This is a genomic window from Nocardia sp. NPDC019323 (assembly GCF_044389845.1).
GTDB classification, from domain to species: Bacteria; Actinomycetota; Actinomycetes; order Mycobacteriales; family Mycobacteriaceae; genus Nocardia; species Nocardia implantans.
This window is the reverse complement of the sequence record NZ_JBIRYN010000003.1, coordinates 702,889-727,278: the sequence shown is the minus strand read 5'-3', so window position 1 is coordinate 727,278 and position 24,390 is coordinate 702,889. Positions and strand designations below refer to the sequence as shown.

The window sequence follows — 24,390 nt, the reverse complement described above, 5'->3', positions numbered from 1 at the left end:
ATGAGCGTGCGCAGCTGGCCCCAGGTGCTGGGAACCCTCGCCGACGGTGGCGACTTGGCCGCGGACGACACGGCGTGGGCGATGAGCGAGATCATGTCCGACAACGCCACCCCCGCGCAGATCGCCGCCTTCGGCGTCGCCATGAAGATCAAGGGCCCCACGCCCGCCGAGCTGACCGGCCTGGCCACCGGCATGCTCGAGCACGCGCGGCTGGTGCGGATCGATGGCGACGCGGTCGACATCGTCGGCACCGGCGGTGACCGGTCGGGTTCGGTGAACATCTCCACCATGTCCTCGATCGTGGTGGCCGCGGCCGGGGTGCCGGTGGTCAAGCACGGCAATCGGGCCGCGTCCTCCAAGAGCGGCGGCGCCGACGTGCTGGAGGCGCTGGGCGTGAAGCTCGCGCTCGGTCCGGAGTCGGTGGCGCGCTGCGTGCGCGAAGCCGGCATCGGGTTCTGCTTCGCGGCGGTGTTCCATCCCGCCCTGAAGTACGCGGGTGCGGCGCGCAGCCAGATCGGCATCCCGACCGTCTTCAACGTGCTCGGTCCGCTGACCAATCCCGCGCAGCCGCGCGCCGGTCTGGTCGGCTGCGCCTTCACCGAATTGCTGCCCGTGATCGCGGGCGTGTTCGCCGAACGCGGCGCGAGCGCGCTGGTGGTGCGCGGCAACGACGGCTTGGACGAGATCACCACCTCGGACACCACCGAGGCGTGGATCGTGTCGGGCGGACGGACGCGCCGGGCCACCATCGATCCGACCCGCATCGGTATCCCCCGGGTCGATCTGGACGCGCTGCGCGGCGGGGACGCCGAAGTGAACGCGGGCGTTGCCCGCGACGTGTTCGCCGGTCGCGGCGGCGCGGCGCGGGACGCGGTGCTGGTGAATTCGGCGGCCGCCATCGTCGCCTACGACTGGTCGCGCGGCGTGGGCGATCCGGACGCGGACCTGCACGCCGCGCTGGCGGCGGGCGTCGAGCGCGCGGCCGAGGCGATCGACACGGGCGCCGCCACCGCGCTGCTGGAGCGCTGGGCGAAGCTGACGCAGACGCTCGGCGACAACTGACGCCCGGCCTGGCGCCGCCCGGTGGAGAACTACTCCCCGAGCGAGAAAGCGGCCTCCACCTCGGCGCGGGAATACGACTTGAACGCGATGTGCGTCGTGGTGCGCAGGACACCAGGGGTCTTGTCGATCCGGCCGGTCACCACATCGGCGATCTGCTCGTGGTCGCGCACCCGCACGATCGCGATCAGGTCCACGTCGCCCGCGCAGGAGTAGACCTCGGCGACGCCGTCGGTGTCCGCGACCGCCTGCGCGGTCTCCGGGATACGGCCGTTGTCGGCGTGGATCAAGACGATCGCGGTAATCATGACGCTCAGCCTAAGCGGTCCAGATAGCCCTGCTCGGTCGGTTGGGCGCGGACCGCGGCGTCGGCCAGTTCCGCCCAGCCCAGCCAGCGTGCCGCGCCATACATCGGCTCGTGGTAACCGTCCGTGGTCCGCACGATCCGCACCCCCGGCCGGGCCAGCCAGCGGGCGACCAGCGCCACTTCTTCCGGGGACGCGCCGCGTAACGGCGGGGCGTCCTCGACCGGAGTCCATGTGTGGTCCGGCAGGTGCGGGCCGAGGGCCGGCAGCGCGCCGGGGTTCGGCAGAGTGGCCGCAACCACGGTTTCGGCGGCGGCGGCGATCTGCTCCACGATGGGCATCGGCGGCACACCGCGCGCCGCGGTGCCGGAGCCGGCGAGGCGGCCGTACCGGATGACCGCGAACTCCCACCCGCCGTCGCCGTCGGGATGCGCGGCGATCAGTTCGGCGATGCGCGCCACCGCGGCCAGTCGCTGGGTGCGCCGCAGCGCGCGCACCACGCGCGCGGCACGATCGCGCAGCCGCGCGGCCGCCTCGAAACGCTCAGCGCGCGAATGGGTTTCGATGCGATCGAGCATGAGGCGAATCGGCGCGTCGCTGTACCCGGCGAACAACGCGCGCACGAGCGCGGGCGCCGCGGCGTACTGCGTCATGTTCGACCGCTTCCCGCCGGAGCCCGCCGGACACCCGCCGACCAGAGCGGGCGGGCACTCGTGCACCGCCTTTCGGGACAGCCGTGCCGTGCAAGTGCGCAACCCGGTGAATTCGGCGATGATCACGCCCAGGTCGGCGGCGTCGTTGCGGGAGTGGAACGGCCCCAGCGCGGCCGCGCCCGGCTCCCGCACCACCGAGAAGCGCGGGAACGGCTCGTCGGTGAGAGTGAGCCACCAGGCGCGCTTGGGAAATTTCGACCGGCGGTTGTAGGGCGGGGTGTGCGCCACCAGCAGCCGAAGTTCGCGCACCCCCGCCTCGAGCGCGTGCGCGCACACCACGTGGTCGACCCGAACGGCCAGTGACACCATCTCTTTCATCCGCCCCCGGGTCTCCGAACCGGTGAAGTAATTGCGGACGCGACGGCGCAAGTTCACAGCCGTGCCTATATATAGGACTTCATCGGAAGGCCCCCGGAACAGATACACCCCCGGAGCGGCGGGGAGATCGGCCGCGAGGGCGCGTTTGGAGCGCTGCCGGGGTGTGACGTCGGGCAGATAGTCGAGCAGCTCGGTGAGACTGTGCACGCCTTGGTTCCCGACCCGGGCGATCAGGGCGTGCAGCACGTCGACGGTCGCGCGGGCGTCCTCCAGCGCCCGGTGCGTCGGCTGGGTGGTGGCGCCGAGCAGCCGGGCCAGCGAACCCAGCCGCACCGAGGGCGCCTCGTCCCGTCCGAGCACCCGCCGCGCCAGCTTCACGGTGCACAGCACCTGCGCGGGCGGCCATGCGGTGTCGCACTGCGCCGCGGCGGCGCGCAGGAACGCCATGTCGAACCTGGCGTTGTGCGCGACCAGCACCGCGCCCGCGGCGAATTCCAGGAAGCCGGGCAGCACCGCCTCGATGCGCGGCGCGGCGTACACCATCGCGGTGGTGATGCCCGTGACGTGCACGACCGCGGGCGGAATCGCCCGACCCGGGTTGACCAGCGTCGCGAACTCGCCGAGCACCTCCCCGCCGCGCACCTTCACCGCTCCGATCTCGGTGATGCCGTCGGCTCCCGGACTGGTCCCGGTGGTCTCCAGGTCCACGACCACGAAAGTCGTGTCGTACAACGGGGTGTCGAGCTCGTCGAAGGCCAGCTGCTTGGCGGCAGGGCGCGGCACGGGTTCGGACACGGCCAGCAGCGTAGAGCGACGGTCCGACAGGAACCGGACGCGCGGAGACGCCACGAAATGTCCGAATAACACCTTGCGGATTCGGAGGCGATACCCGGGAATTGATCTAGAAAATCGAAAAAGAGACCCAGATCACATAAGGTCGAAAACTGTATCAAACATTGCCGCGCGTCCGGTGAAACGCGAGCCGGCACGGCCGGGCGTGTCGCCGCCGGTCGGCTCTACGGTGTACGAACCGGCGACCATACCGGATCCTACGGCGAGTAAACCGCTTCTAGCTGGCGAAATGCCGCACATCCGCACCCCGGGCGGCAGGCCGGTCCGCCCCGCCTCGCGACCCCACCCGGGCGCACATATCCCTACGCATTCCGCGTCGTTATCTTTTCGTGATTCGCTGGGACATATCTCACACCCATTAGCCACCGAAATTGTTGAGCAAGCCCTTTTCGCTTTGCCGAGGCTTTACAAACGACCGTGATGTATTCGTAACCTTCCTGAGACCTCACGGAGTCCGCCGCGCCGAACGGTGCGGCGCCGACGAAGTCCGCGGCACCACCGGGTGCGGCGTCGTGAGGCAGATTGGGAGTACCGCATCATGACGACCAACGCCGCCAAGCGTCAGGCGAAGCGCGCCGTTGCCGCCGGGGCCGTCGGCGCTGCCACCATCGGCGCGTTCCTGCTGCCCGCAGCACCCGCGTCGGCCCAGCCGGTGACCATCCCCGGCGTGGGCACCTTCGACGTTCCGAACGAGCTGCCGGTTCCGCCGGGCCTGCCCGGCCTCGAGCTGCCCGGCCCGGCTCCCCTGCCCTTCGTGGCACCCAAGTCTTCCGGCGACGTCGCGCTGGACGCCGCGCTCAGCAAGGTCGGCTCGCCGTACGTCTACGGCGCGGCGGGCCCGGACGCCTTCGACTGCTCCGGCCTGGTCCAGTGGTCCTACCGCCAGGCGGGTGTCGAACTCCCCCGCACCAGCGGCGCCCAGCTGGCCGCAGGCAGCCCCGTGTCGCTCGACGACCTCCGGCCGGGCGACCTGGTGTCGTTCTACGGCGGCGGCCACTCCGGCCTCTACGCCGGTGACGGCAACGTCGTGCACGCGTCGACCTCGGGCCAGCCGGTGAAGGTGGCGCCGATCTCCTCCATGCCGATCGCGGGCGCGCGCCGCTTCTGAGCAGCCGGTCGGGCCGCGACGTCGCGGCCCGACCGCACCACGGCCCTGTGATCAATTCGTTCTCTGCTGGACATCGACACGGGCCGTTCCGTAACCTAACCGAGACCTTCGACCGATTACCCCGGGTTCGCCCGGAGCAAACCTCGGGGTTCGCCGAAAGCTTCACGAGGAGAACGGGGCACCGCGGGCTGTGGCTGTACATCACCGGGGACAGCAGACCAAACGTCTGGTCGCAGGAACGCTGGCAGCCGGATTCCTCGCCGCTTGTCTCTACGGCGGCGGCCCGGCCGGAGCGGATCCGGTGGCGCTCCCCACGACCGCCGGCGAAGCCGTACAGCGGATGATCGACCTGTCTCGTCAGTCCGAACAGCTCAACCAGCAGGCGCTCGGCGCGGAAGCCGAGTTGGAGGCGAAGCTCGCGGTCCAGCGTGACGCCGACGCCAGGCTGGCCGCCAGCACCGACCTGGTGAACCGGGCCAAGGACGAGGTCCGCCGGTATCAGCCGGTCATCGACCGCACCGCGATCGCCGCCTACCAGGGCGCCCGCACCAATCGCCTGTTCGCCGTGCTGGTCAGCGATTCACCGCAGCAACTGCTCGACCAGATGTCCACGCTGGACGTGGTGTCCGCGCAGACCTCCGCGCAGCTCGAGCACTACAAGAAGGCCACCGACGCCGCGACCGCGGCCGAATCGGAGGCCCGCACCGCCGCCGACGCCGCCCGGTCGGCCGCGCAGAAAGCCGACGCGGTGCGCATCGATCTGGAACGCAAGCGCAGCGATCTCGGCGGCGCCATCGCCGAGGTGGTGCAGGCCTGGGGCACGCTGTCGGCAAAGGACAAGTCCGCCCTCGCCGGATCGCCGTTCCCGCCCGGCTTCGACCGCGACAGCCTCTTGCAGGGCCTCGTCCCCGGCAGCGGAACCAGCGCGCTGGCGGCCGGGCTCACGCGGGTCGGCGACCCTTACGTGTGGGGCGCCACCGGTCCGGACCAGTTCGACTGCTCCGGTCTCGTGCAGTGGGCGTTCAAGCAGGTCGGCAAGAACGTGCCGAGGACCAGTTCGCAGCAGGCCACCTACGGCACACCCGTGCCCAAGGAGGATCTGCAGCCCGGCGACGTGGTGTTCTTCTACTCCGACATCTCGCACGTCGGCATCTACGCGGGCAACGGACTCATGCTGCACGCCTCCACCTTCGGCGTGCCCGTCGCGGTCGCGCCCATGGGCTCGACGCCGTTCCATTCGGCTCGGCGATACTAGAGGCCGTGAGCGAGCCAACCAGCGGCACCGCGTTACCCACCACCCCACCGACCCGCGACGGGCGACGGTGAGCCACCCGCGCGGTCGGCGCGGCATCGCCGCGGCGAGCGGCACAGCCGTGTCCCCGGCCGGGGCGCGCCGATGACCGGGATGCGAAGACTGCGCGCGTGGTGGTCGGCGCGGCGGCGATTCGAGTTCTGTCTCACCGTCGCGATGGTGGTGGCGCTCACCGGCGTGTGCGTGGCGCTGATCATGTTGCCGAGCACGGTGCTCCCCGAGCTGCGGGCCGCGGAGCCGGGGGCGACCGAGGCGGTGGGTCAGGCCGCGGCCGCCGATCCCAGGCTGGCGGAGGTGCGGCGCATCGTCGAGCCGTTCGGATCGATCGTCGCCCGCCAGGTGCCGACCGGAGACGGGCGGCGATCACTGATCGTCGGGCATCCCGATCAGCGGATCGAGATCGACGTGCTGGAACGCGAACTCGCCGACGCCACCGCCGCGGTGACCGACGTCTGGGGTCCCGGCTGGGCGCAATCGGCGCTCGTCGTCGTCGCCTCCTCGCCTTCCGAATTCGCGGCCCTGCTGCGCTCGCCCGATCTGCTGTCCGCCGAGGTCGCCGCCGCCTCGGTCGCCGACCCGTTCACGCCGGGCAGCAAGCCGACCGGCCAGCGGGTCGTGTTCGGCCCCGACACCGGACGCCGCCTCGATCCCGAGGGCATGGCCACGCTGCTGCGGCACGAGCTCACCCACATCGCCGCTCGCGCCGACACCGTCGACGGCGCCCCGCTGTGGATGCTGGAAGGTTTCGCCGACTACACCGCGCACCATCGCGACGGCCAGCGGTTCGCCGACATCGCTCCCACGCTCACCGCGCACGCCCACGCCGGCCGCATCCCCGACGACCTCCCGCCCGACACCGACTTCTCCGGCCCCGACGCCGCCTTCACCTACGAGAAGGCCTGGTCGGTCTGCGCCTTCGTCGCCGAGAAGTACGACCGAACCCACCTCGTCGAGCTCTACCGCCGCATCGCCGCGAGCAGACAGACCCCCGCCACCGAAGACGCCGTCCTCCGCGAAGTCCTCGGCACCACCCGCACCGACTTCGTCGGCGACTGGCGCGAGTGGCTCCGCACCCGAACCGCCTGACCCCGCTCCGATCGTCGGCGCGCGCGGCGCCGCCCCGCTGCCTTGGTCGGTGACCCCATCCTTCGGTCTGCCGCCGCCGCACGGCCCGCACGCCGAGTGGGACATATGACGCAATCGCGACACCACCCGCACCGATCCGCCGACCCGAATCGGCCCGACCCTTCCTCTTCGCAGGCGGAGCTTTCGCCATGCATCGCAGCCTGAGCCCTCGGCTTATGACATGCCCCGCGCACCGCGACGCCTTCCAAGCGAAGCAAGACCGAGCCCCCGCCGATCGCGGCCCGCGCACACATCCAACTGCCCTGCCCACAGTGACCCCACCAGTCCAACCCACACCGCCCACGCGCACAACGTCCCGACTTCTGAGCGCCGACGCGCCCAGCGCACCACAACCACGCCTTCCAACCGAAGCGAGACCGGGCATCGGCCCGGCTCACGTCCAGCGCTCACCGCTCATGGTGACCCACCAGTCCACCCACACGGCCCACGCACAGCGTCCCGACTTCGGATCCCGGACGCGCCCAGCGCACCGCGACCACGTCTTCCGAGCGAAGCGAGACCGAGCATCCGCCGTTCGCGGCCCGGCTCGCGTCCGAGTGGCCGCCGCGCAAGCGACGAAGGAGCAAGCGGCGGCCACTCGGACGCGAGCCACAAAGGGGCCGCGAACACGCCGCGCCGAAGGCGCGGCCAAACAAACACAGTATTTTGTTGCGCATGGCCCGAACTTTGCTGGTTACCAATGATTTCCCGCCGCGGCCGGGCGGTATCCAGTCGTATCTGCAGGCGCTGGCCGGTGAACTGCCGCCGGACGACCTGGTGGTCTACGCGCCGCGCTGGCGCGGCGACAGCCATCTGAAGTTCGACGCCGGGCAGAAGTTCCAGGTCGTCCGCCATCCCACCACGCTGATGCTGCCGACTCCGCTCGTGCTGCGCCGCGCCGCGCGGCTGTTGCGCGGCGAGCAGTGCGACACGGTGTGGTTCGGGGCGGCGGCGCCGTTGGCGCTGATGTCGCCCGCCCTGCGCCGTGCGGGCGCCGAACGCATTCTGGCCAGCACCCACGGGCACGAGGTCGGGTGGTCGATGCTGCCCGGCGGCAGGCAGGCGCTGCGGGCCATCGGTGAGCACACCGATGTGGTCACCTATGTCAGCCGCTACACCCGCCGCCGGTTCGCCTCCGCGTTCGGCCCGAACGCGGCGCTCGAGTATCTGCCGCCCGGCGTGGACTCCGAGGTCTTCCGCCCGGATCCCGCCGCGCGCGCCGAACTGCGCGCCCGGTACGGCTTGGGTGACCGGCCGACCATCCTGTGCCTGTCGCGGCTGGTGCCGCGCAAGGGGCAGGACGCGCTGATCCTGGCGATGCGCGATATCCGTGAGCGAGTGCGGGGCGCGGTCCTGGTGATCGCGGGTGGCGGTCCGTTCGAGGACAAGCTGCGTGCCCTCGCGGTCGCCGCGGGCGTCACCGAGGACGTGGTGTTCACCGGCCGCGTCCCGTCCGGTGAGCTGGCCGCGCATCACACGCTGGCGGACGTCTTCGCGATGCCGTGCCGGACCAGGGGCGCGGGGCTGGATGTGGAGGGGCTCGGCATCGTCTACCTGGAGGCGTCGGCGTCGGGCGTCCCGGTGGTCGCGGGCAATTCCGGCGGCGCGCCGGAGACGGTGATCGAAGGCAAGACCGGCCGTGTGGTGGACGGCCGTTCGGTGCAGCAGATCGCCGACGCCCTGGTGGAGATCCTGTCCGACCGGGACGCCGCCGCGCGGATGGGCGCGGCGGGACGCGCGTTCGTCGAGCAGCAGTGGCGCTGGGACAGCCTGGGCGCGCGCCTGCGACAGCTGCTGCGGTGATCCGCGTCGCATCTACTACGCTCAGCGGAGTGAGCAGTATCCAGGTCGCAGACCAGACCTTCGTCGCCGCATCGGGTGCCGCCGTGGCCGAGCTGCTGGCGGGGCCGAACAATTGGCGCCGCTGGTGGCCGGACCTGGCCTTGGAGGTCAGGGAGGATCGGGCCGAGAAGGGTATCCGCTGGTCGGTGACGGGTGCGCTGACCGGGACCATGGAGGTGTGGCTGGAGCCTTCGCTCGACGGGGTGATCCTGCACTACTTCTTGCACGCCGAGCCGCAGCCCCCGCTGCCCGCGGGCAAGCTGGCCGCCGCCAACCGGGCGCGCCGGGTCGCGGGCAAGAACATGTCGTTCGAGTTGAAGTCCCGGTTGGAGGCGGGCCGTCCCGCCGGTGTCACTCCCGCGCCCCAGCCTTGATCCACCGGCACCGACGCTGAAAGGAACCGCTGTCCGCATGGCCGACAGGACCCAGAGATCGATCGTCATCGAGGCCCCGTCGCAGCAGGTGATGTCCGTCATCGCCGATCTGGAGTCCTACCCGGAGTGGGTGTCCGCGGCGAAGTCGGTCGAGGTGCTGGAGACCGGGCCGGACGGTTTGGCGAAGACCGCGCGATTCGTGCTGGACGCCGGGGTGGTCAAGGACACCTACGTGCTGTCCTACGACTGGCGCGCCGACCGCAAGGCGGTCAGCTGGCGGCTGCTCAGCGGCGAATTGCAGAAGGCGCAGAACGGCACCTACGAGTTGATCGATCGGCCCGGCGGCACCGAAGTCGTCTATACGCTGACCGTCGATCTGAACATCCCGATGATCGGCATGTTCAAGCGGAAGGCCGAGAAAGTGATCACCGATACCGCGCTGAAGGAACTGAAGAAACGGGTCGAAGGCTGACCGCGCACAAGACCCGGGTCGAGCTGTTCATCGGCAAGGGCGGGGTGGGCAAGACCACGCTCGCCTGCGCCACCGCCATGGCCGAGGCAGGGTCGGGCCGTCGCGTGCTGATCGCCTCGCTCGATCAGGCGCATTCGCTGGGCGACGCGCTGGGTTTCCGCTTCCCGCACGATCCGGGCACCGTCACCGGTATCACCACCGTGCTGCCCGGACTGGACGTGATCGAGATCGATTCGCTCGCGCTGCTCGAGGACCGGTTCCGCGACGTGGTGCGTCTGGTCTCCACCGGCCGCGGGCACGAGCACGGCTTCGACCTCGGCGCGCTGGATCCGGCGGAGCTGACCGGTTTGCCCGGCGTGCAGGAACTGCTGATGCTGGTGGAGATCGCCCAGTTCGCCGCCGAGGACGACTGGGATCTGATCGTCGTCGACTGCCCGCCCTCGGCGGACATGCTGCGCATCGTCACCGCGCCAGGCACCCTGCTCGGTTACGTGGAACGGATCTGGCCGCCGCACGCGCGAGCGATGAGCGCCGCGGGCACCGACCTGCGGCGCGCCGTGCTCGCGGCCACGGTGGAGCGAATCGTCAAGGCGGTCGCCGAGGTTCGCGATCTGCTCGCCGACCACCGGCGCACCGGCGCGCGGCTGGTCACCCTCGCCGAGCGGGTGGCGGTGGCCGAATCGCGGCGGGTGCGTTCCGCCGCGGCGCTGCTGGGCTTGCGGCTGGATGCGGTGGTGGTGAACAAGGTGCTGCCCGATCTCGCGGCGCCCGCTGGGGCCGAACATCCGGCGGTGCAGTGGTATTCGAACCGGCGCGGCGAGCAATCGGACATCATCGCCGAGTTGCGGAGCGCGATGCGGGGTATTCCGGTGGTGATCGCGCAGCACACCGGTCCCGAGCCGATCGGGCTGAAATCGCTGGCCGCGCTGTCGGACGCGATGGGCTCGGCGGGCGGCACCGGGGACGCTGCGCTTATGCTGAGCGACAATCAGACGGAGGTCGACGCGAGTTCCGGCGAACCGCTGGTTCGCCTGGAATCCGGCACCGGGTTGCGGTCGGTGTACGCGCTGCGCATGCACCTGCCGGTGGTCGACGCCGCCACGTTGCGCCTTGGCCGAGTGGAGGACGATTTGATCGTGGGAGCGGACGGTGTCCGGCGCCGGGTGCGCCTGGCGCCGGTATTGCGGCGGTGCACGGTCGACGGCGCCGAACTCGAGGACGAATATCTGGTGGTCCGCTTCCGGCCCGATCCCCGGGTCTGGGCGCACGCGTCCGAAAGTCACGGCCATGACCGATGATCCGCACTCGCCCAGGGGCGAGCAGGCCGGCGGTCACACCGCGCCCGACGGTGTCGCCGAGTTCGCCGAGGAGCTGAAGCTGCTGGCCGAGGCGGTGCTGGAGCGGGTGGAGCCGGTGCTGCGGCGCGCGGCCGACGGTCAGGTCGAGTGGTCCAGCTGCAGCTGGTGCCCGGTGTGCGCGGCCGCGGCGCTGGTGCGCGGTGAGCACCACGAGGTGCTGGCCGCGATCGCCGATCACGGCACCGCGATCGTCACCGTGCTGCGCGAAGCGTTGGCGGGGGTGCCGGTCGAACCGGTCATGCCCACCGACGCCGATCCGGAGACCGGCGCGCCGCATCACCACGACCGGCGCGGGGACGACGACGGCCCCCGTTACGTCGACATACCCGTGACGATCAAGGTATGACGCAGCAGATGGCCGGTACGCGATCGCTGACCGTCGGAATAGACGTCGGCGGCACCAACATTCGGGCGTCGGTGATCGACGACAGCGGCGAGGTGCTGGACACGGTCCAGGCGCCGACGCCGCATTCCGCGCGAGCGCTGGAGGACGCGCTGGACCGGGCCGTGCGCGAGCTGTCCGGCAGGCATCCCATCGGCGCGGTGGGCTTGGCGGTCGCCGGGTTCATCAACGGCGACCGCTCCACCGTCCGGTTCGCCCCGCACCTGCCCTGGCAGGACGCCCCGGTCGCCCAGCGCCTGACCGAACGACTGGAACTGCCGGTGATCCTGGAGCACGACGCCAACGCGGCGATGTGGGCCGAGTACCGGTTCGGCGCCGCCGCGGGCGGGCACAACGTAGTGCTCGTCGCCATCGGCACCGGTATCGGCGCCGCCCTGCTCATCGACGGCCAGTTGTACCGGGGCACGCACGGCGTCGCGCCGGAACTGGGTCATCTGCAGGTGGTTCCGCAAGGGCGGGCCTGCCCGTGCGGCAAGCGCGGATGCTGGGAGCGTTACTGCAGCGGAACCGCCCTGGCCGAGACCGCGATCGAGATGCTGGCCAGCGACACCGTGCGCTCCGTGCTCGCCAGGGACGTGGCGCGCGATCCCGGCTCGCTGACCGGACGGCGGGTCGCGGGCGCGGCGCAGGACGGCGACCCGCTCGCCGTGCGGGTGATGGCCGACTTCGCGCGCTGGCTCGGGCTCGGGCTCGCGTTCGTCAGCGACATCTTCGATCCGGACCTGGTGGTGATCGCGGGCGGGGTGAGCAGTTCGGCGCCGCTGTTCCTGGACGAGGCGCGCGAGGAGTACGCGCGGGCGATCACGGGCGCGGGGCACCGGCCGCTGGCCCGCATCAGGACCACTCAACTCGGCGAGGCCGCAGGCATGATCGGCGCCGCCGACCTCGCCAGGGCCGCGCTGCCCTCGGACGCGCGCAAGTCCGCGCGCGTCGCCCGGACCAGCCGGTGACACCGCCGCCGCGAGCCGTCGCGGCCTGCCGCGACACGCCGACGCGTACCATCGCTCGGCGTCGGGGCCGAAGTGTGGTGAGATTCGCCGCTGCGGTTGGATGTGATCTTGCACCAGCGGTAAAGTCGGCAATTGACGCAGGTGCCCGCTACTATCCCGGTCCCGGGGGAAGGACGTCATGTTCTACTGGCTGCTGAAGTTCGTGCTGCTGGGACCGTTCATTCATCTCTACAACCGGCCGACGGTCGAAGGTGTGGAGAACATTCCGGCGGACGGGCCGGCCATCATGGCGGGTAACCACCTCTCCTTCGCCGACTGGCTGTTCGCGCCGCTGCTGAGCCCGCGGCGAATCAACTACCTCGCCAAGGCCGAGTACTTCACCACGCCCGGCATCAAGGGCCGGTTGCAGAAGTTCTTCTTCAGCGCCACGGGTCAGTACCCCATCGACCGCAGCGGCGCCGACGCCGCCGAGGACGCGCTGAACGCCGCCCGCAAGCTGCTCGACCAGGGCCGTCTGGTCGGCCTCTACCCCGAGGGCACCCGCTCCCCCGACGGCCGCCTGTACAAGGGCAAGACCGGCTTGGCCCGCCTGGCGCTGGAGACCGGCGTCCCCGTCATCCCGGTCGCGGTCATCGGCACCGACGAGGTGAGCCCGCCAGGGCCGTTCCGCTGGCGCCGCAGGAAGGTGACCGTCAAGTTCGGCGAGCCCATCGACTTCTCCCGCTACGAAGGCATGGGCGGCAACCGCTTCGTCGAGCGCGCCGTCACCGACGAGGTCATGTACGAGCTGATGCGGCTCACCGGCCAGGAGTACGTCGACGTCTACGCCCACAGCCTGAAGAAGGGCGTCCCCAGCGGCAGCCGCCCGTCCTCCGTCTCCGTCCGCATCCCGGACACCGCCGCGGGCTGACCCGAAGCCCCGCCTCGGCCCCGAGACAGTTCTCGGGGCCGTTTTCGTATCGGCTGAATGCCCGCGCAGCGCGGCTCCGCGACCGCAGCACCCCAGAGTGGGCCGCCGCGCCCTCGGGAGTCCGCCGCCGCTCGAGCCGTGGCCGCTTCCGTGTGCCTCTCGGAACATGCTGCCGTGTCGAGCATTCCGAGTTCGGCAGCGCGACCGGCTCCGGACGCGGGAGAAGTACGGGACAAGGGATCGAGATGGCGTTGCCCACAACGTAAGGGAACGCCAAGGTTTTGTTCGGCGAGGTCGGGGAGACTGCGGAGCATGTTCGAGAAGTTGCTGGCGGCGGCCGGGGTCGGCGGGGCCGAAGTGGAGACCGAGTTGTTCACGCCGGGGGTGCAGCCCGGGGGCACGGTGGAGGGCGTGATCCGGTTGCGGGGCGGGGCGGTCGCGCAGGAGATCACCCGGGTGGCCGTCGAGTTCGTGACCAGGGCCGAGCAGGAGTACGAGGATCACGAAGGCGTGCGCGACATCGCGTTCGGCCGTACCGGGGTGCACGGGCCGTTGTCTCTGCCCGCGGGTGCGCCGCTGGAGTTCCGGTTCGCGGCCCGCGCGCCCATGGAAACACCGATCACGTTCTACAACGGACGGCACCTGCCCGGCACGGTGGTCTCGCTGCGCACGATCGTGGGGATCCACGGCGCGGTGGACGCCGCCGACACCGACCCGATCGGCGTCGGCGCGCTGCCCGCCCAGCACGTGCTACTGGAAGCGGTGGAGCGCTTGGGATTCCACCTGCGCAGCGCGGACGTCGAGTCCGGCCGGGTGCACAACACGCCGCAGACGCTGCCGTTCTACCAGGAGATCGAGTTCACCGGCGCGCCGAACTACCCCCGCTTGAACCAGCTCGAGGTGACTTTCGTCCCGACCGACACCGGCATGAGCGTGGTCCTGGAGGCGGACAAACGCGGCGGCTGGCTCTCCGAGGGCCGCGACGTCTTCGACGCGCTGTGGGTGGACTACCAGCAGCTGGGCGGGGTGGACTGGGCGGGCGAACTGCACCACCGCATCGCGCGCCTGGCGCACTGAGCCCTGCTTGTTGTCCGCCCGGACCCGGCCCGTTCACGCGCCGTTGAGGTAGTCGCGTCAAGGTTGCCTCATGACCGGCTCGGACTCGAGACCATCCCGGCGAACCGTATTGCGCGCCTCCGCACTCGGATTGGTGGCGGCTCCCGCGCTGGCGGCATGCGCACGGGACGACGGCCCGGCGCTGGTGCGGCAGCGTCCGGCGCTCACCCACGGAGTCGCGGTGGGCGATCCACGCGCGGACGGCGCACTGATCTGGGCGCGCGCCGATCGCCCCGCCACGTTGCTCGTGGAAACCGCGGCTACCGAATCGTTCCGCGACCCCAGGCGTTTCACCGGGCCGCTGCTCACGCCCGACTCCGACGGCACCGGCCGGGTACGCGTCAACGGCCTGCCCGCCGGGACGCAGGTGCACTACCGGGTGACGCTGCGCGGCGAGGACGGCGCCACCTCCGAACCGGTCACCGGCGTCTTCCGCACCGCGCCCACGGCCGCGTCGGACATCCGGCTGCAGTGGTCCGGTGACGTCGCGGGCCAGGGTTACGGCATCAACCCGGAGCTGGACGGCATGAAGATCTTCGCCGCCATGGCCGCCCGCGACCCGCACCTGTTCCTGCATTCCGGCGACTCGATCTACGCCGACGGACCGCTGCGGGAATCGATCACCCTTCCCGACGGCCGGATCTGGCGCAACGTCGTGAGCGAGGCGAAAAGCGCTGTCGCGCAGACTTTGGACCAGTTCCGCGGCAACTACGCCTACAACCTGACCGACGAGAACTACCGCCGCTTCAACAGTGCGGTCGCGCAGGTGGTGCAGTGGGACGACCACGAGACGGTGAACAACTGGTACCCCGGCGGCCTGGTCGCCGAATCCAAGGGCTACACCGAACGCGCCATGGACACCCTGGCCACCCGCTCCTGGCAGGCCTTCCACGAGTGGATGCCATTGGAACCGAGGGAAGCGGTGGACGGCCGCCTGTACCGCAAGATCGCCTACGGCCCGCTGCTCGACGTCTTCGTGCTGGACATGCGCACGAACAAGGACGCGAACGACGCCAACACCGGACCGGACGGACGCATCTTCGGTCCGGCACAGACCAAGTGGCTCGTAGACAGCCTGCGCGAGTCCACCGCCACCTGGAAGATCATCGCCAACGACCTGCCGCTCGGCCTGGTCGTCGCGGACGGTGAGCAGAAGAACGCCACCGCATTCGAAGGACCCGCCAACGGCGATCCAGGCGCACCGTCGGGCCGGGAGCGCGAGATCGCCCGGGTGCTGTCGTCGATCAAGGCGAACAAGGTGACCGGCGTCGTCTGGCTCACCGCCGACGTGCACTACACGGCGGCGCACCGCTATTCGCCCGAGCGCGCGGCCTTCACCGACTTCGACGAGTTCTGGGAGTTCGTCTCCGGCCCGCTCAACGCGGGCGCGTTCGGCCCGAACCAGCTCGACGGGACGTTCGGTCCGGAGGCGGTCTACGTCCACGCACCGCCGGTGCAGAACAGCTCACCGCTGGACGCCTTCCAGCATTTCGGCGAGGTGCGCATCGACGGAAGATCGAGGGAACTGACCGTCGATCTGTGCGACGCCGCCGGATCCGTCCTGTTCAGCAAGAGCCTTGCGCCCGCGTCGCGATGACACCCGGCTTCGGGGAAGCGGCGCGGGCCGCGCTGTGGTTAGCTTTTCTGCCATGAGCACGCCGCACATTGTCTCCAACGCCGAGGAATACCTCCCCCGCGATACCGCCGATGTCGTTCGCACGGTGCGGGATTCACGCGGGCGAACGGAACGGTTGATGGTGCGCGGCGGCGAGCTGATCGACGAGGGGCTCACGCTGCCCGCCCAGCCGACCGTGGTGTCGCTGCGCCGGATGAACCAGGTGCTGGACATCAACCTGGGCCGGCGCACCGTCCGGGTGCAGGCGGGCGCGAAACTGTCCGATGTCGACCGCAGGCTCGGCGCGCACGGACTCGGCCTGCCCATCGTCGGCGACCACCGCGACATCACCGCGGGCGGCTTCGCGTCGGTCGGCGGCGTCAGCGCGGCCTCGCACAAGCACGGTCTGTTCATCGACCAGATCGTCGATCTGGAGTACGTCGACACCGATGGGCGCATCGGCACCTGCGGGCGCACCCACCACACCGAGCGGTTCCAGCGCATCCTGGGCGCGGGTGGCCGGGCGGGCATCATCACCGCGCTCACCCTGGACGCGATCGAGATCGACAAGGAGCGCACCTGGCTGACCACGCACGCCGACCGGTTCCTCGACTTCGACTCCTTCGTCGAGCACGCCTACGCGGAGATCCTGCGCCCGGGCAACGCCGAACTCCAGGTCGGCCGCTGGGTGGACACGGCGCCGCTGAAGGTGGCGCGTCCGGTCGGCACCGGCCACGTGCAGCTGGGCACCGTGCGGTTCGGGCAGTGGTCGAGCCTGTACCCCACCGCGCCGACCAGGGGGCTGCGCGCCCGGCGCGAGGTCGGGTCGCGTGCGCGGAAATCGCTGGGCGCCATCGCCTCCGCCGCGCCGGGCAAAGCGGGCATGCCCGTGCGCAACGCGGCCGCGGGCGCGGTGCTGTTCGCGCCGAAGGTGCAGACCCTCCGCGATGCCGAGTATCTGGCCGATACGGCGCTCAGCTCGTCCGAGCGTGGTCCCGCCTACCGGGTGGGCGTTTTCGCGCCCCTGTCGAGCTACACGTCGGTGTTCTACCGTCTGCACGACCTGTTCTCCGGCCACCGCGAACGCACCGGCTGCTTCACCGTCATCTCCGCGATGACCTACGGCGTCCGCTCCCGCTACCTGCGCGCCGAATCCGCCGCCCGCGGCCTGCCCGCCGAGGACCACGGCCTGATCACCTTCACCTGCCGCCTGCGCCCCGCCGCTCTCCCGTCCGAGCAGTTGCGCGACATCGTCTCCGGCATCGAGGAGATCTGCCGTTCGGAGAACTCGCTGCGGTACGAAGCGGAGTAGCGGTTCGGCCCCGCGCCGTCCCGTGGATCCGGTGCGCCCGGACCACGGTCGGTGGCTGGAGCAATTCGTCGCCGGCCAGTCGCTCGTGCAGGCGGGACGCCGCGTCCCGTTGGTGGGTGGCGTCTACCTCACCGCAGGCATGCCGCACGATCGGCTCGACGCGATCCTCGCCACGGATCCGTGCCTTCTCCACGGCGTCGCGACGCACGAAGTCGTCGAATTCACCTTGCTGCTCGGCATGCCGACCTGCTCGCGGCCACTCACACGGAATTCCCGGAAACGCCACCGGTAGCGAGTCCCCGTGCGACATAGTTGTAAACGCTCGCGTTCCCTACTTATACGCGGGCGTACCCCACTCCATGTTCGTGATCGGATCAGACTTCATGAGGACGAGCACATCTGCCGCGGCGATCAGCGCATTCGCCATTTCGGCCCTGGTCGCGGGGACCGCGGCCTGCTTTCCGGCAACGGCCTACGCCGACGACGCACCCGACGGAGCCGCACCGGGGGTGATCACGGTGGACACCACCAGCGACGAGGCAGCGGCCGATCCCCGAAGCGGGCAATGCCGCACGGCCTCCGGCGCCTGCACATTGCGCGCCGCGGTGCAGGCGGCCAACGCCCATCCGGGTAGCACGATCGCGCTTCCGGCCGGTCGATATGTTCTGACGATAGCCCCCGACCAGCGAAAAGTGCAGGGGCGCAACCCCGATGCGACGACAGGAGACCTGAACCTCACCGCGCCGACGATGCTGCGCGGCGCCGGTCGCGATCGGACGGTGCTGGACGCCGACGGGATCGACCGCGTGCTCAGCGTCTCCGCGCCCGTGACATTGACGGGTTTGACCGTCACCGGCGGAGTCGCCGCCCAGCACGAGATCCCGTTCTATGACACCGGCGGGGGCGGCATCGCGAATTCATCGGATCTCGTCCTCGATGACGTCGTAGTCCAGGGCAACAGCGCCGGATACGGCGGCGGCATCTTCAACGTGCCGGGCTCGGACCTGAAGACGCGGAATACGGTCATCACCGGCAACTCCGCGGGCGAGGCGGGCGGCGTGCGCTGCGACAACACCTGCGCCTTCACCGACACCACGATCACCGGCAATCGCGTGGTCGACCCCGGAGTCTGGTACCGCCCTGGCGGATTCGCCGGTCGTGGCGGCGGCGTCGACGTCCGAGGCAGGGGCGTGGTGACGTTCGATCGCGCGACGATCACCGGGAACACCGCTTCGGACGGCGGCAGCGGCATCAACGTGGCGCCTGCCTACCTCGACACCCTTCCGCGCCGGCTGACCGACCTGGTCGGCGTCCCGCTCGGCACGGTCGTCCTGCGGGACTCCACCGTTCTCGGGAACAGATCCGGCGCCGCCGTGGTCAACTGTGTCGAGGTGTTCGCGAGAATCGTCTCCGAAGGCGGCAATACCAGCGACGATGCGTCCTGCAACCTCACCGGGGCCGGCGACAGAGTCCTGTCCTAGCCCGCGGGCGTCGCCGGGCCGAGCAAGGCGCGATGGATGTACACGACGGCTTCCTCGAGCTCGAGCAAGTCTCCTCCGGCCCGGAGGGTTCGTCGGATGGCCTCGTTGGTCGCGTCGGTCACCGCGAGGTACGCGTGGTCCGGAACGGAGGGATCGACCGGGCCCGCCGTCGCACGCCACGATCGGATGAAACCGGCGAACCAGTGCTGGCATCGTTCGAACGACTCGATCGCGCGCGGCCCCGCCACGGCGGTCTCCAGATAGAAGGCGCGGGCGAACGACGGCTCGTCCCGCAGCAGGGTGAGGTATTCGCGTATGCCGCGGTGAAGCGCCTCGAGCGGCTCGACGGGTTCGGCCAGGATCCGTCTCATCGCCTGCCGCAGATGATCGATCATCAGATCGCGGCCGGTCTCGGCCGCCGCGAGGAAGCAGGCTTCCTTGTCCGGGAAGTGCTGGTAGAAGGTCCGGCGCGAAACCTTCGCCGTCGCGGCGATGTCCGCGACCGTCGCATCGAGGTAGCCGCGCTCGGCGACAACGACCGTGACGCCGAACAGCAGACGCTGACGTTGCGACCCCGTCACCAGGTCGCGAGCCAGTCCGTGCGGCCCGTGCGGTAGGGCCTTCAGGATCGGCTCCAGCAACTTCTCTCCCACCCGCACCTTCATATCAGGTGCGGGCCTGGCAGCCGTATGAACTCCGCCCTCCGGCAGGCTCATCACCCACGAAAACGGCCCCACCGGACAACCGGTGGGGCCGTTTCGGTGCGATGTCGGCTCAGTGCTTCTCGGGCCCGAGGTAGTACTCGAACACCAGGCCCGCGGCGGCGGTCAGGATGCACACGACGCCGATGCCGATCAGCCAGAACTGGAAGAAGGCCAGGCCGAGGGCGGTCACCGAACCGGCGGCGGCCAGGGTGATCGGCCAGAAGCTGCCGGGCGAGAAGAAGCCGAGGTCACCGGCGCCGTCCACGATCTCGGCGTCTTCGTAGTCCTCCGGGCGCAGGTCGAGACGACGGGCGACGAACCGGAAGTAGGTGCCGATGATCAGCGACAGACCCGCGGTCAGCACCATGGCCGTGGTGCCGGCCCATTCGACGCCCGTGCGCGACTGACCGGTGAAGAAGCCGTAGACGCCCGCGATGATGACGAAGAACACCGTGAGCAGTTCGAAAATCCGCGCTTCGATCTTCATGTCAGATCAATCCTCACTTGCTCTCGGCCGAGGCGGCGCTCTTGGTGTCGCGCCTGGTGTTGAACGGCGCGGTGGACGTGGCGACCGGGGACTCCCCGATGGACTCGAGCGCCTCGGCGTTGGTCTTGCCCGCCTGGCGCGCGTCCAGGTACTTGGTGAACTTCTCCGGCGTGACCGCGCGGACCTCGAAGTTCATCATCGAGTGGAAGGTGCCGCACATCTCCGCGCAGCGGCCGACGAACGCGCCTTCCTTCTCGATCTTGGTGATCTGGAAGACGTTGTCGGAGTTGTTCTCCTTCGGGTTCGGCATCACGTCGCGCTTGAACAGGAACTCCGGCACCCAGAAGGCGTGGATCACGTCGGCGGCGGCGAGCTGGAACTCGATGACCTTGCCGGTCGGCAGCACCAGGACCGGGATCTCGTTGCTCGAGCCGATCGTCTCGACCTTGTCGTAGTGCAGGTAGGACAGGATGTCGTTCTCCGGCTTGCCGTGCACCGGGCCCGGCTGCGGGTGACCGTCCTTGGTCCGCTCCTCGTACCCCTCGAGCTGTTCCTGGTTCAGCGCCTCACGCGAGGCGTCGATGCCGTCGAACCGGTAGCCGTCCTTGAAGTCGACGTTGCGATAGCCGAACTTCCAGTTCCACTGGAAGGCGGTCACGTCGACCGTGACATCGGGGTTGTCCACCTTCTCCTGCACGTAGCCCTGCACGACCACGGTGAAGTAGAACAGCACGGCGATGATGACGAACGGGATCGCCGTGTAGGTCAGCTCCAGCGGCACGTTGTAGCCGGTCTGGCGCGGGAACTCCGGTGAGTCGGCCTTCTTGCGGTGGAACGCGACGGTCCAGAAGGTCAGGCCCCAGACCAGCACGCCCATCGCCAGCGCGGCGACGACCGACCAGGTCCACAGTTCCCGCATCCGGGTGGCCTGCGGCGTGATGCCAGACGGCCAACCGAACCGCAGCCAAACATTGTCGATCGAGCAGCCCGAGACGAGCAGCGCGGTGATCCCCAAGGACACCGCCAGCCCGGCCCGCCGAAGGATGCGGCTGGGGGGACGGTTGGCCGGCGAAGCCGGCGGGGCGGGTGAGTACTGCCCACCCCGGGCGGGTCGTGCCCCGATCTCTTCGCTCGCCTTGTGCGCCACGCTCACGCCTTCCTGGTCGCCACACATTCCGACAGTGCATCGTCGGGGCTGCGATCTACCCCGGCGATACGTCCTAAGCTCGTTCCAGGGCACCCTCTCGACCAGCGCGTGACACGCGGGTCGCCTGAGAGAGACCTGAGTACTACGCAGCGTAGACCAAACGCACCCCTCGGTCGTCGTCGGGTCGGCTTCGACACCTCGGGGAGCTCAGCGCGATCACCGCCACCAGCGATTCCGCCCGCGACGTGATGCGCGCGACGCGCGGACGCCACGGGTGCGGCATACTCGGACACTAGATTTCGTCCCCTTGCGCGCCATCCGGTGCGCGCGTATCCCGACTGCGAGAAATGAGGTTGCCGACGCCGTGTGTGGACTGCTCGGATTCCTGGCATCTGACGAGGCGGCACCTGGCACGGTGGAGCAGGTCTACGAGGCCTTGCACTGCGTGCGTCACCGCGGCCCGGACGAGCGCGGCACCTGGCACGACGACCATGTGATCTTCGGCTTCAACCGCCTGTCGATCATCGACATCGAGCACTCGCACCAGCCGCTGCGCTGGGGCCCGCCCGAGCAGCCCGACCGCTACGCGTTGACCTTCAACGGCGAGATCTACAACTACCTGGAGCTGCGCGCCGAACTCGCCGAGGCGCACGCCGCCGAGTTCCCCGACGGCAAGATCTTCCAGACCGAGGGCGACAGCGAGGCCATCGTCGCGGCGTTCCACTACTGGGGGCCGGAGGCGGTGCGGCGGCTGCGCGGCATGTTCGCCTTCGCGATCTGGGACACCGAAACCGGGGAGCTGTTCCTGGCCCGCGACCCGTTCGGCATCAAGCCGCTGTTCCTGGCCACCGGACCGGGCGGCACCGCGTTCGGCAGCGAGAAGAAGAGCCTGTTGGAACTGCTGCCCGCGCTGCGGTTGAGCGACGCGCTGGACCCGAGGGCGCTGGAGCACTACACGGTGCTGCAGTACGTCCCGGAGCCGGAGACGCTGCACAAGGACATCCGCAGGCTGGAGTCGGGCAGCTACGCCACCGTGCGGCCCGGTGCGGCGCCGGTCGTCACCCGGTACTTCACGCCGAAGTTCCCGGTGCGCCCGTTCACCCCGGGTTCGGCGGCGGCGCGCTACCGGGAGATCGCCGCGGCGCTCGAGGACTCCGTCGCCAAGCACATGCGCGCCGACGTGACCGTCGGTTCGTTCCTTTCCGGCGGCATCGACTCCACCGCGGTCGCGGCGCTGGCCATGCGGCACAACCCGAAGCTGATCACGTTCACCACCGGGTTCGAACGCGAGGGCTACTCGGAGGTGGACGTCGCCGCCGAGAGCGCCGAGGCGATCGGCGCGCGCCACGTGGTGAAGGTGGTCTCCCCCGCCGAGTTCGCCCAGGCCATCCCGGAGATCGTCTGGTATCTCGACGACCCGGTGGCCGACCCGGCGCTGGTGCCGCTGTACTTCGTCGCGAAGGAGGCGCGCAAGCACGTCAAGGTGGTGCTCTCGGGTGAGGGCGCCGACGAGTTGTTCGGCGGGTACACCATCTACCGCGAGCCGCTGTCGCTGAAGCCGTTCGAGAAGCTGCCGCGTGGCCTGCGCAGACTGGCCGGCAAGCTGTCGGACCGGATTCCGGACGGCACCAGGGGCAAGAGCCTGCTGCACCGCGGCTCGCTCACCCTCGAGGAGCGCTACTACGGCAACGCGCGCAGCTTCAACGACGCCCAGCTGCGCGCCGTGCTGCGCGAGTTCCGGCCGGAGTGGACCCATCAGGACGTCACCGCGCCGCTGTACGCGCAGTCGCGCGGTTGGGACCCGGTGGCCCGGATGCAGCACCTGGACCTGTTCACCTGGCTGCGCGGCGACATCCTGGTCAAGGCCGACAAGATGACCATGGCCAACTCGCTGGAACTGCGCGTGCCGTTCCTGGACACCGAGGTGCTGAAGGCGGCGGAGGGGCTGCCGTTCGAGCAGAAGATCACCAAGGACACCACGAAGTACGCGCTGCGTCAGGCGCTGGAGGGCATCGTGCCTCCGCACGTGCTGCACCGCGCCAAGCTCGGCTTCCCGGTGCCGCTGCGGCACTGGCTGCGCGGCACGGAACTCTACGACTGGGCGCAGCAGCAGATCGCCGAGTCGCAGACCGACCACCTGCTGAACAAGGCCGCGATCAGCGAGATGCTGGTCGCGCACCGGGCGGGGACCGCCGATCACAGCCGCAGGCTGTGGACCCTGCTGGTGTTCATGGTGTGGCACGGCATCTTCGTCGAGGACCGGATCAAGCCGGAGATCCAGGAGCCGGTCTACCCGGTCTCGCTCTGAGGTACACGAAAGGCGCGCACCCGGTCGGGTGCGCGCCTTTCGTCGTTCAGGGTCAGAGCAAAGTCTTGATGTCCGCCGCGGCCTCCGGGCCGTAGGCCTGGGTGAGGCGCTCGAGCGCGGACTCCTTGTTCAGCGTCCACTCCTGGGTGCCCATGGTCTCCAGCACCAGCACGGCGATCAGGGAGCCCAGCTGCGCGGAACGCTCCAGGCTCAGCCCGGCGGTGTGCGCGGTGAGGAAGCCCGCGCGGAAGGCGTCACCGACGCCGGTGGGCTCCACCTTCTCGAGCTCCGGCACGACGCCGACGGTCACCTCGGTGCCGTCGCGGTCGACGATCCGCACGCCTTCCGCGCCCAGGGTCGTGACGCGGACGCCGACCTTCTGGGCGACTTCTTCCTCGCTCAGGCCGGTCTTCTGCAGCAACAGCGCCCACTCGTACTTGTTCGTGAACAGGTACGCGGCGCCGTCGATCAGCTGCACGGACTGGTCACCGTCCAGGCGGGCCAGCTGCTGCGAGGGATCGGCGGCGAACGGAATGCCGAGTTCGCGGCACTCGGCGGTGTGCCGCAGCATCGCCTCCGGGTCGTTGGCCCCGATCAGGACGAGGTCGAGCTCCCTGGACTCGGACAGCTCGGCGATGGAGATATCGCGCGCCTCGCTCATCGCGCCGGGGTAGAACGACGCGATCTGAGCCATGTCGTCGTCGGTGGTGCAGACGAAACGCGCGGTGTGCGCGCGATCGGACACCAGCACGGTGGAGCAGTCGACCCCGTGCTTCTCCAACCAGGCGCGGTACTCGCCGAAATCGGCGCCGACGGCACCGACGAGCAGGGGCGTGCGATTGAGCAGGCCCATGGCGTAGGCGATGTTGCCGCCGACGCCGCCGCGCCGAATCTGCAGATCGTCGACGAGGAAGCTCAGCGACACGTGGTCGAGCTGATCGGCCAGCAGTACGTCGGCGAACCGTCCGGGAAAACGCATGAGGTGGTCGGTCGCAATGGACGCGGAAACGGCTATGGACACGTGGCTGAGCCCCTTCAACGGTAGGCGGCAGGCGGTGCAGACCGGGACGCGAGTCCCGATCTCACCGTAGCTGATGCCGCCTGTCCGGGTCTTCAGGC

General features: G+C 69.9%; 23 protein-coding genes. 17 read left to right on the top strand and 6 right to left on the bottom strand.

Annotated elements, in window-relative coordinates:
* Positions 1 to 1,062 (top strand): anthranilate phosphoribosyltransferase, encoded by a 1,062-nt coding sequence (gene trpD, locus ACH49X_RS16320; RefSeq protein ID WP_195077833.1) that lies wholly within the window; start codon positions 1 to 3, stop codon positions 1,060 to 1,062.
* A gap of 29 nt (positions 1,063 to 1,091) precedes the next feature.
* Here the strand turns inward: trpD and ACH49X_RS16315 are convergent, their stop codons facing one another.
* Together ACH49X_RS16315 and ACH49X_RS16310 are read right to left on the bottom strand one after the other, a co-directional pair.
* Entirely contained in the window at positions 1,092 to 1,367 is a 276-nt protein-coding gene (locus ACH49X_RS16315; protein WP_067800602.1) for an Lrp/AsnC family transcriptional regulator, read from the bottom strand.
* 5 nt (positions 1,368 to 1,372) lie between these two features.
* Entirely contained in the window at positions 1,373 to 3,190 is a 1,818-nt protein-coding gene (locus ACH49X_RS16310) for a DEDD exonuclease domain-containing protein (RefSeq protein ID WP_357209138.1), read from the bottom strand.
* A 595-nt stretch (positions 3,191 to 3,785) separates the two neighbouring features.
* On the opposite strand from ACH49X_RS16310, the gene ACH49X_RS16305 reads away from it, so the two are divergent.
* The 15 genes from ACH49X_RS16305 to ACH49X_RS16235 all read left to right on the top strand — a co-directional run bounded on the left by ACH49X_RS16305 (position 3,786) and on the right by ACH49X_RS16235 (position 18,625).
* Positions 3,786 to 4,355: a C40 family peptidase gene (locus ACH49X_RS16305; protein WP_195077831.1), complete on the top strand. Its 570-nt coding sequence runs from the start codon at positions 3,786 to 3,788 to the stop codon at positions 4,353 to 4,355.
* Between the two features lie 190 nt (positions 4,356 to 4,545).
* Positions 4,546 to 5,610 carry an NlpC/P60 family protein gene (locus tag ACH49X_RS16300; protein WP_357113195.1) on the top strand — a complete coding sequence of 355 codons (1,065 nt, stop codon included), beginning with the start codon at positions 4,546 to 4,548 and terminating at the stop codon, positions 5,608 to 5,610.
* Positions 5,611 to 5,751: 141 nt separating this feature from the next.
* On the top strand, positions 5,752 to 6,753 hold the full coding sequence (locus ACH49X_RS16295; RefSeq protein WP_357209340.1) for a hypothetical protein: 1,002 nt from the start codon (positions 5,752 to 5,754) through the stop codon (positions 6,751 to 6,753).
* Positions 6,754 to 7,467: 714 nt separating this feature from the next.
* Positions 7,468 to 8,595: a glycosyltransferase family 4 protein gene (locus ACH49X_RS16290; protein WP_195077828.1), complete on the top strand. Its 1,128-nt coding sequence runs from the start codon at positions 7,468 to 7,470 to the stop codon at positions 8,593 to 8,595.
* Positions 8,596 to 8,624: 29 nt separating this feature from the next.
* Positions 8,625 to 9,008, top strand: coding sequence for a polyketide cyclase / dehydrase and lipid transport (locus ACH49X_RS16285; RefSeq protein WP_195077827.1), 384 nt, complete (start codon positions 8,625 to 8,627; stop codon positions 9,006 to 9,008).
* 37 nt (positions 9,009 to 9,045) lie between these two features.
* Complete coding sequence (locus tag ACH49X_RS16280; RefSeq protein WP_195077826.1) at positions 9,046 to 9,480, top strand: SRPBCC family protein; 435 nt, start codon at positions 9,046 to 9,048, stop codon at positions 9,478 to 9,480.
* Between the two features lie 44 nt (positions 9,481 to 9,524).
* Positions 9,525 to 10,778, top strand: a complete 1,254-nt coding sequence (locus ACH49X_RS16275; RefSeq protein WP_397070084.1) for an ArsA family ATPase — start codon at positions 9,525 to 9,527, stop codon at positions 10,776 to 10,778.
* Positions 10,768 to 11,184, top strand: a complete 417-nt coding sequence (locus tag ACH49X_RS16270; protein ID WP_357205409.1) for a hypothetical protein — start codon at positions 10,768 to 10,770, stop codon at positions 11,182 to 11,184. Before ACH49X_RS16275 ends, ACH49X_RS16270 begins: the two co-directional genes overlap by 11 nt.
* Entirely contained in the window at positions 11,181 to 12,191 is a 1,011-nt protein-coding gene (locus ACH49X_RS16265; protein WP_195077825.1) for an ROK family protein, read from the top strand. The genes ACH49X_RS16270 and ACH49X_RS16265 overlap by 4 nt, the downstream gene beginning before the upstream one ends.
* 178 nt (positions 12,192 to 12,369) lie before the next feature.
* Positions 12,370 to 13,101, top strand: a complete 732-nt coding sequence (locus ACH49X_RS16260; protein WP_195077824.1) for a 1-acyl-sn-glycerol-3-phosphate acyltransferase — start codon at positions 12,370 to 12,372, stop codon at positions 13,099 to 13,101.
* Positions 13,102 to 13,413: 312 nt separating this feature from the next.
* The gene (locus ACH49X_RS16255) at positions 13,414 to 14,178 is read left to right on the top strand and encodes a sporulation protein (RefSeq protein ID WP_357205406.1); all 765 of its coding nucleotides are present in this window, start codon (positions 13,414 to 13,416) and stop codon (positions 14,176 to 14,178) included.
* Between the two features lie 70 nt (positions 14,179 to 14,248).
* A complete protein-coding gene (locus ACH49X_RS16250; RefSeq protein WP_357205403.1) occupies positions 14,249 to 15,814 on the top strand; it encodes an alkaline phosphatase D family protein in 1,566 nt (521 codons plus the stop codon).
* A 52-nt stretch (positions 15,815 to 15,866) separates the two neighbouring features.
* Positions 15,867 to 17,144 (top strand): FAD-binding oxidoreductase, encoded by a 1,278-nt coding sequence (locus tag ACH49X_RS16245; protein WP_195077821.1) that lies wholly within the window; start codon positions 15,867 to 15,869, stop codon positions 17,142 to 17,144.
* Between the two features lie 31 nt (positions 17,145 to 17,175).
* On the top strand, positions 17,176 to 17,436 hold the full coding sequence (locus tag ACH49X_RS16240; protein ID WP_195077820.1) for a hypothetical protein: 261 nt from the start codon (positions 17,176 to 17,178) through the stop codon (positions 17,434 to 17,436).
* 91 nt (positions 17,437 to 17,527) lie between these two features.
* Positions 17,528 to 18,625: a CSLREA domain-containing protein gene (locus ACH49X_RS16235; protein ID WP_195077819.1), complete on the top strand. Its 1,098-nt coding sequence runs from the start codon at positions 17,528 to 17,530 to the stop codon at positions 18,623 to 18,625.
* On the opposite strand, the gene ACH49X_RS16230 is transcribed toward ACH49X_RS16235, so the two are convergent.
* The 3 genes from ACH49X_RS16230 to ACH49X_RS16220 all read right to left on the bottom strand — a co-directional run bounded on the left by ACH49X_RS16230 (position 18,622) and on the right by ACH49X_RS16220 (position 20,963).
* On the bottom strand, positions 18,622 to 19,278 hold the full coding sequence (locus tag ACH49X_RS16230) for a TetR/AcrR family transcriptional regulator (protein WP_195077818.1): 657 nt from the start codon (positions 19,276 to 19,278) through the stop codon (positions 18,622 to 18,624). The genes ACH49X_RS16235 and ACH49X_RS16230 overlap by 4 nt on opposite strands.
* Positions 19,279 to 19,399: 121 nt before the next feature.
* Positions 19,400 to 19,816, bottom strand: a complete 417-nt coding sequence (locus ACH49X_RS16225; protein WP_067800673.1) for a cytochrome c oxidase subunit 4 — start codon at positions 19,814 to 19,816, stop codon at positions 19,400 to 19,402.
* A 13-nt stretch (positions 19,817 to 19,829) separates the two neighbouring features.
* Positions 19,830 to 20,963 carry a cytochrome c oxidase subunit II gene (locus tag ACH49X_RS16220; protein ID WP_323124699.1) on the bottom strand — a complete coding sequence of 378 codons (1,134 nt, stop codon included), beginning with the start codon at positions 20,961 to 20,963 and terminating at the stop codon, positions 19,830 to 19,832.
* Positions 20,964 to 21,327: 364 nt separating this feature from the next.
* Between ACH49X_RS16220 and asnB the strand changes: the two genes are divergently transcribed.
* A complete protein-coding gene (asnB, locus tag ACH49X_RS16215; protein ID WP_195077817.1) occupies positions 21,328 to 23,271 on the top strand; it encodes an asparagine synthase (glutamine-hydrolyzing) in 1,944 nt (647 codons plus the stop codon).
* A 52-nt stretch (positions 23,272 to 23,323) separates the two neighbouring features.
* Here asnB and ACH49X_RS16210 read toward each other — a convergent pair whose 3' ends face one another.
* On the bottom strand, positions 23,324 to 24,292 hold the full coding sequence (locus ACH49X_RS16210; protein ID WP_195077816.1) for a carbohydrate kinase family protein: 969 nt from the start codon (positions 24,290 to 24,292) through the stop codon (positions 23,324 to 23,326).
* Between the last annotated feature and the right edge of the window lie 98 nt (positions 24,293 to 24,390).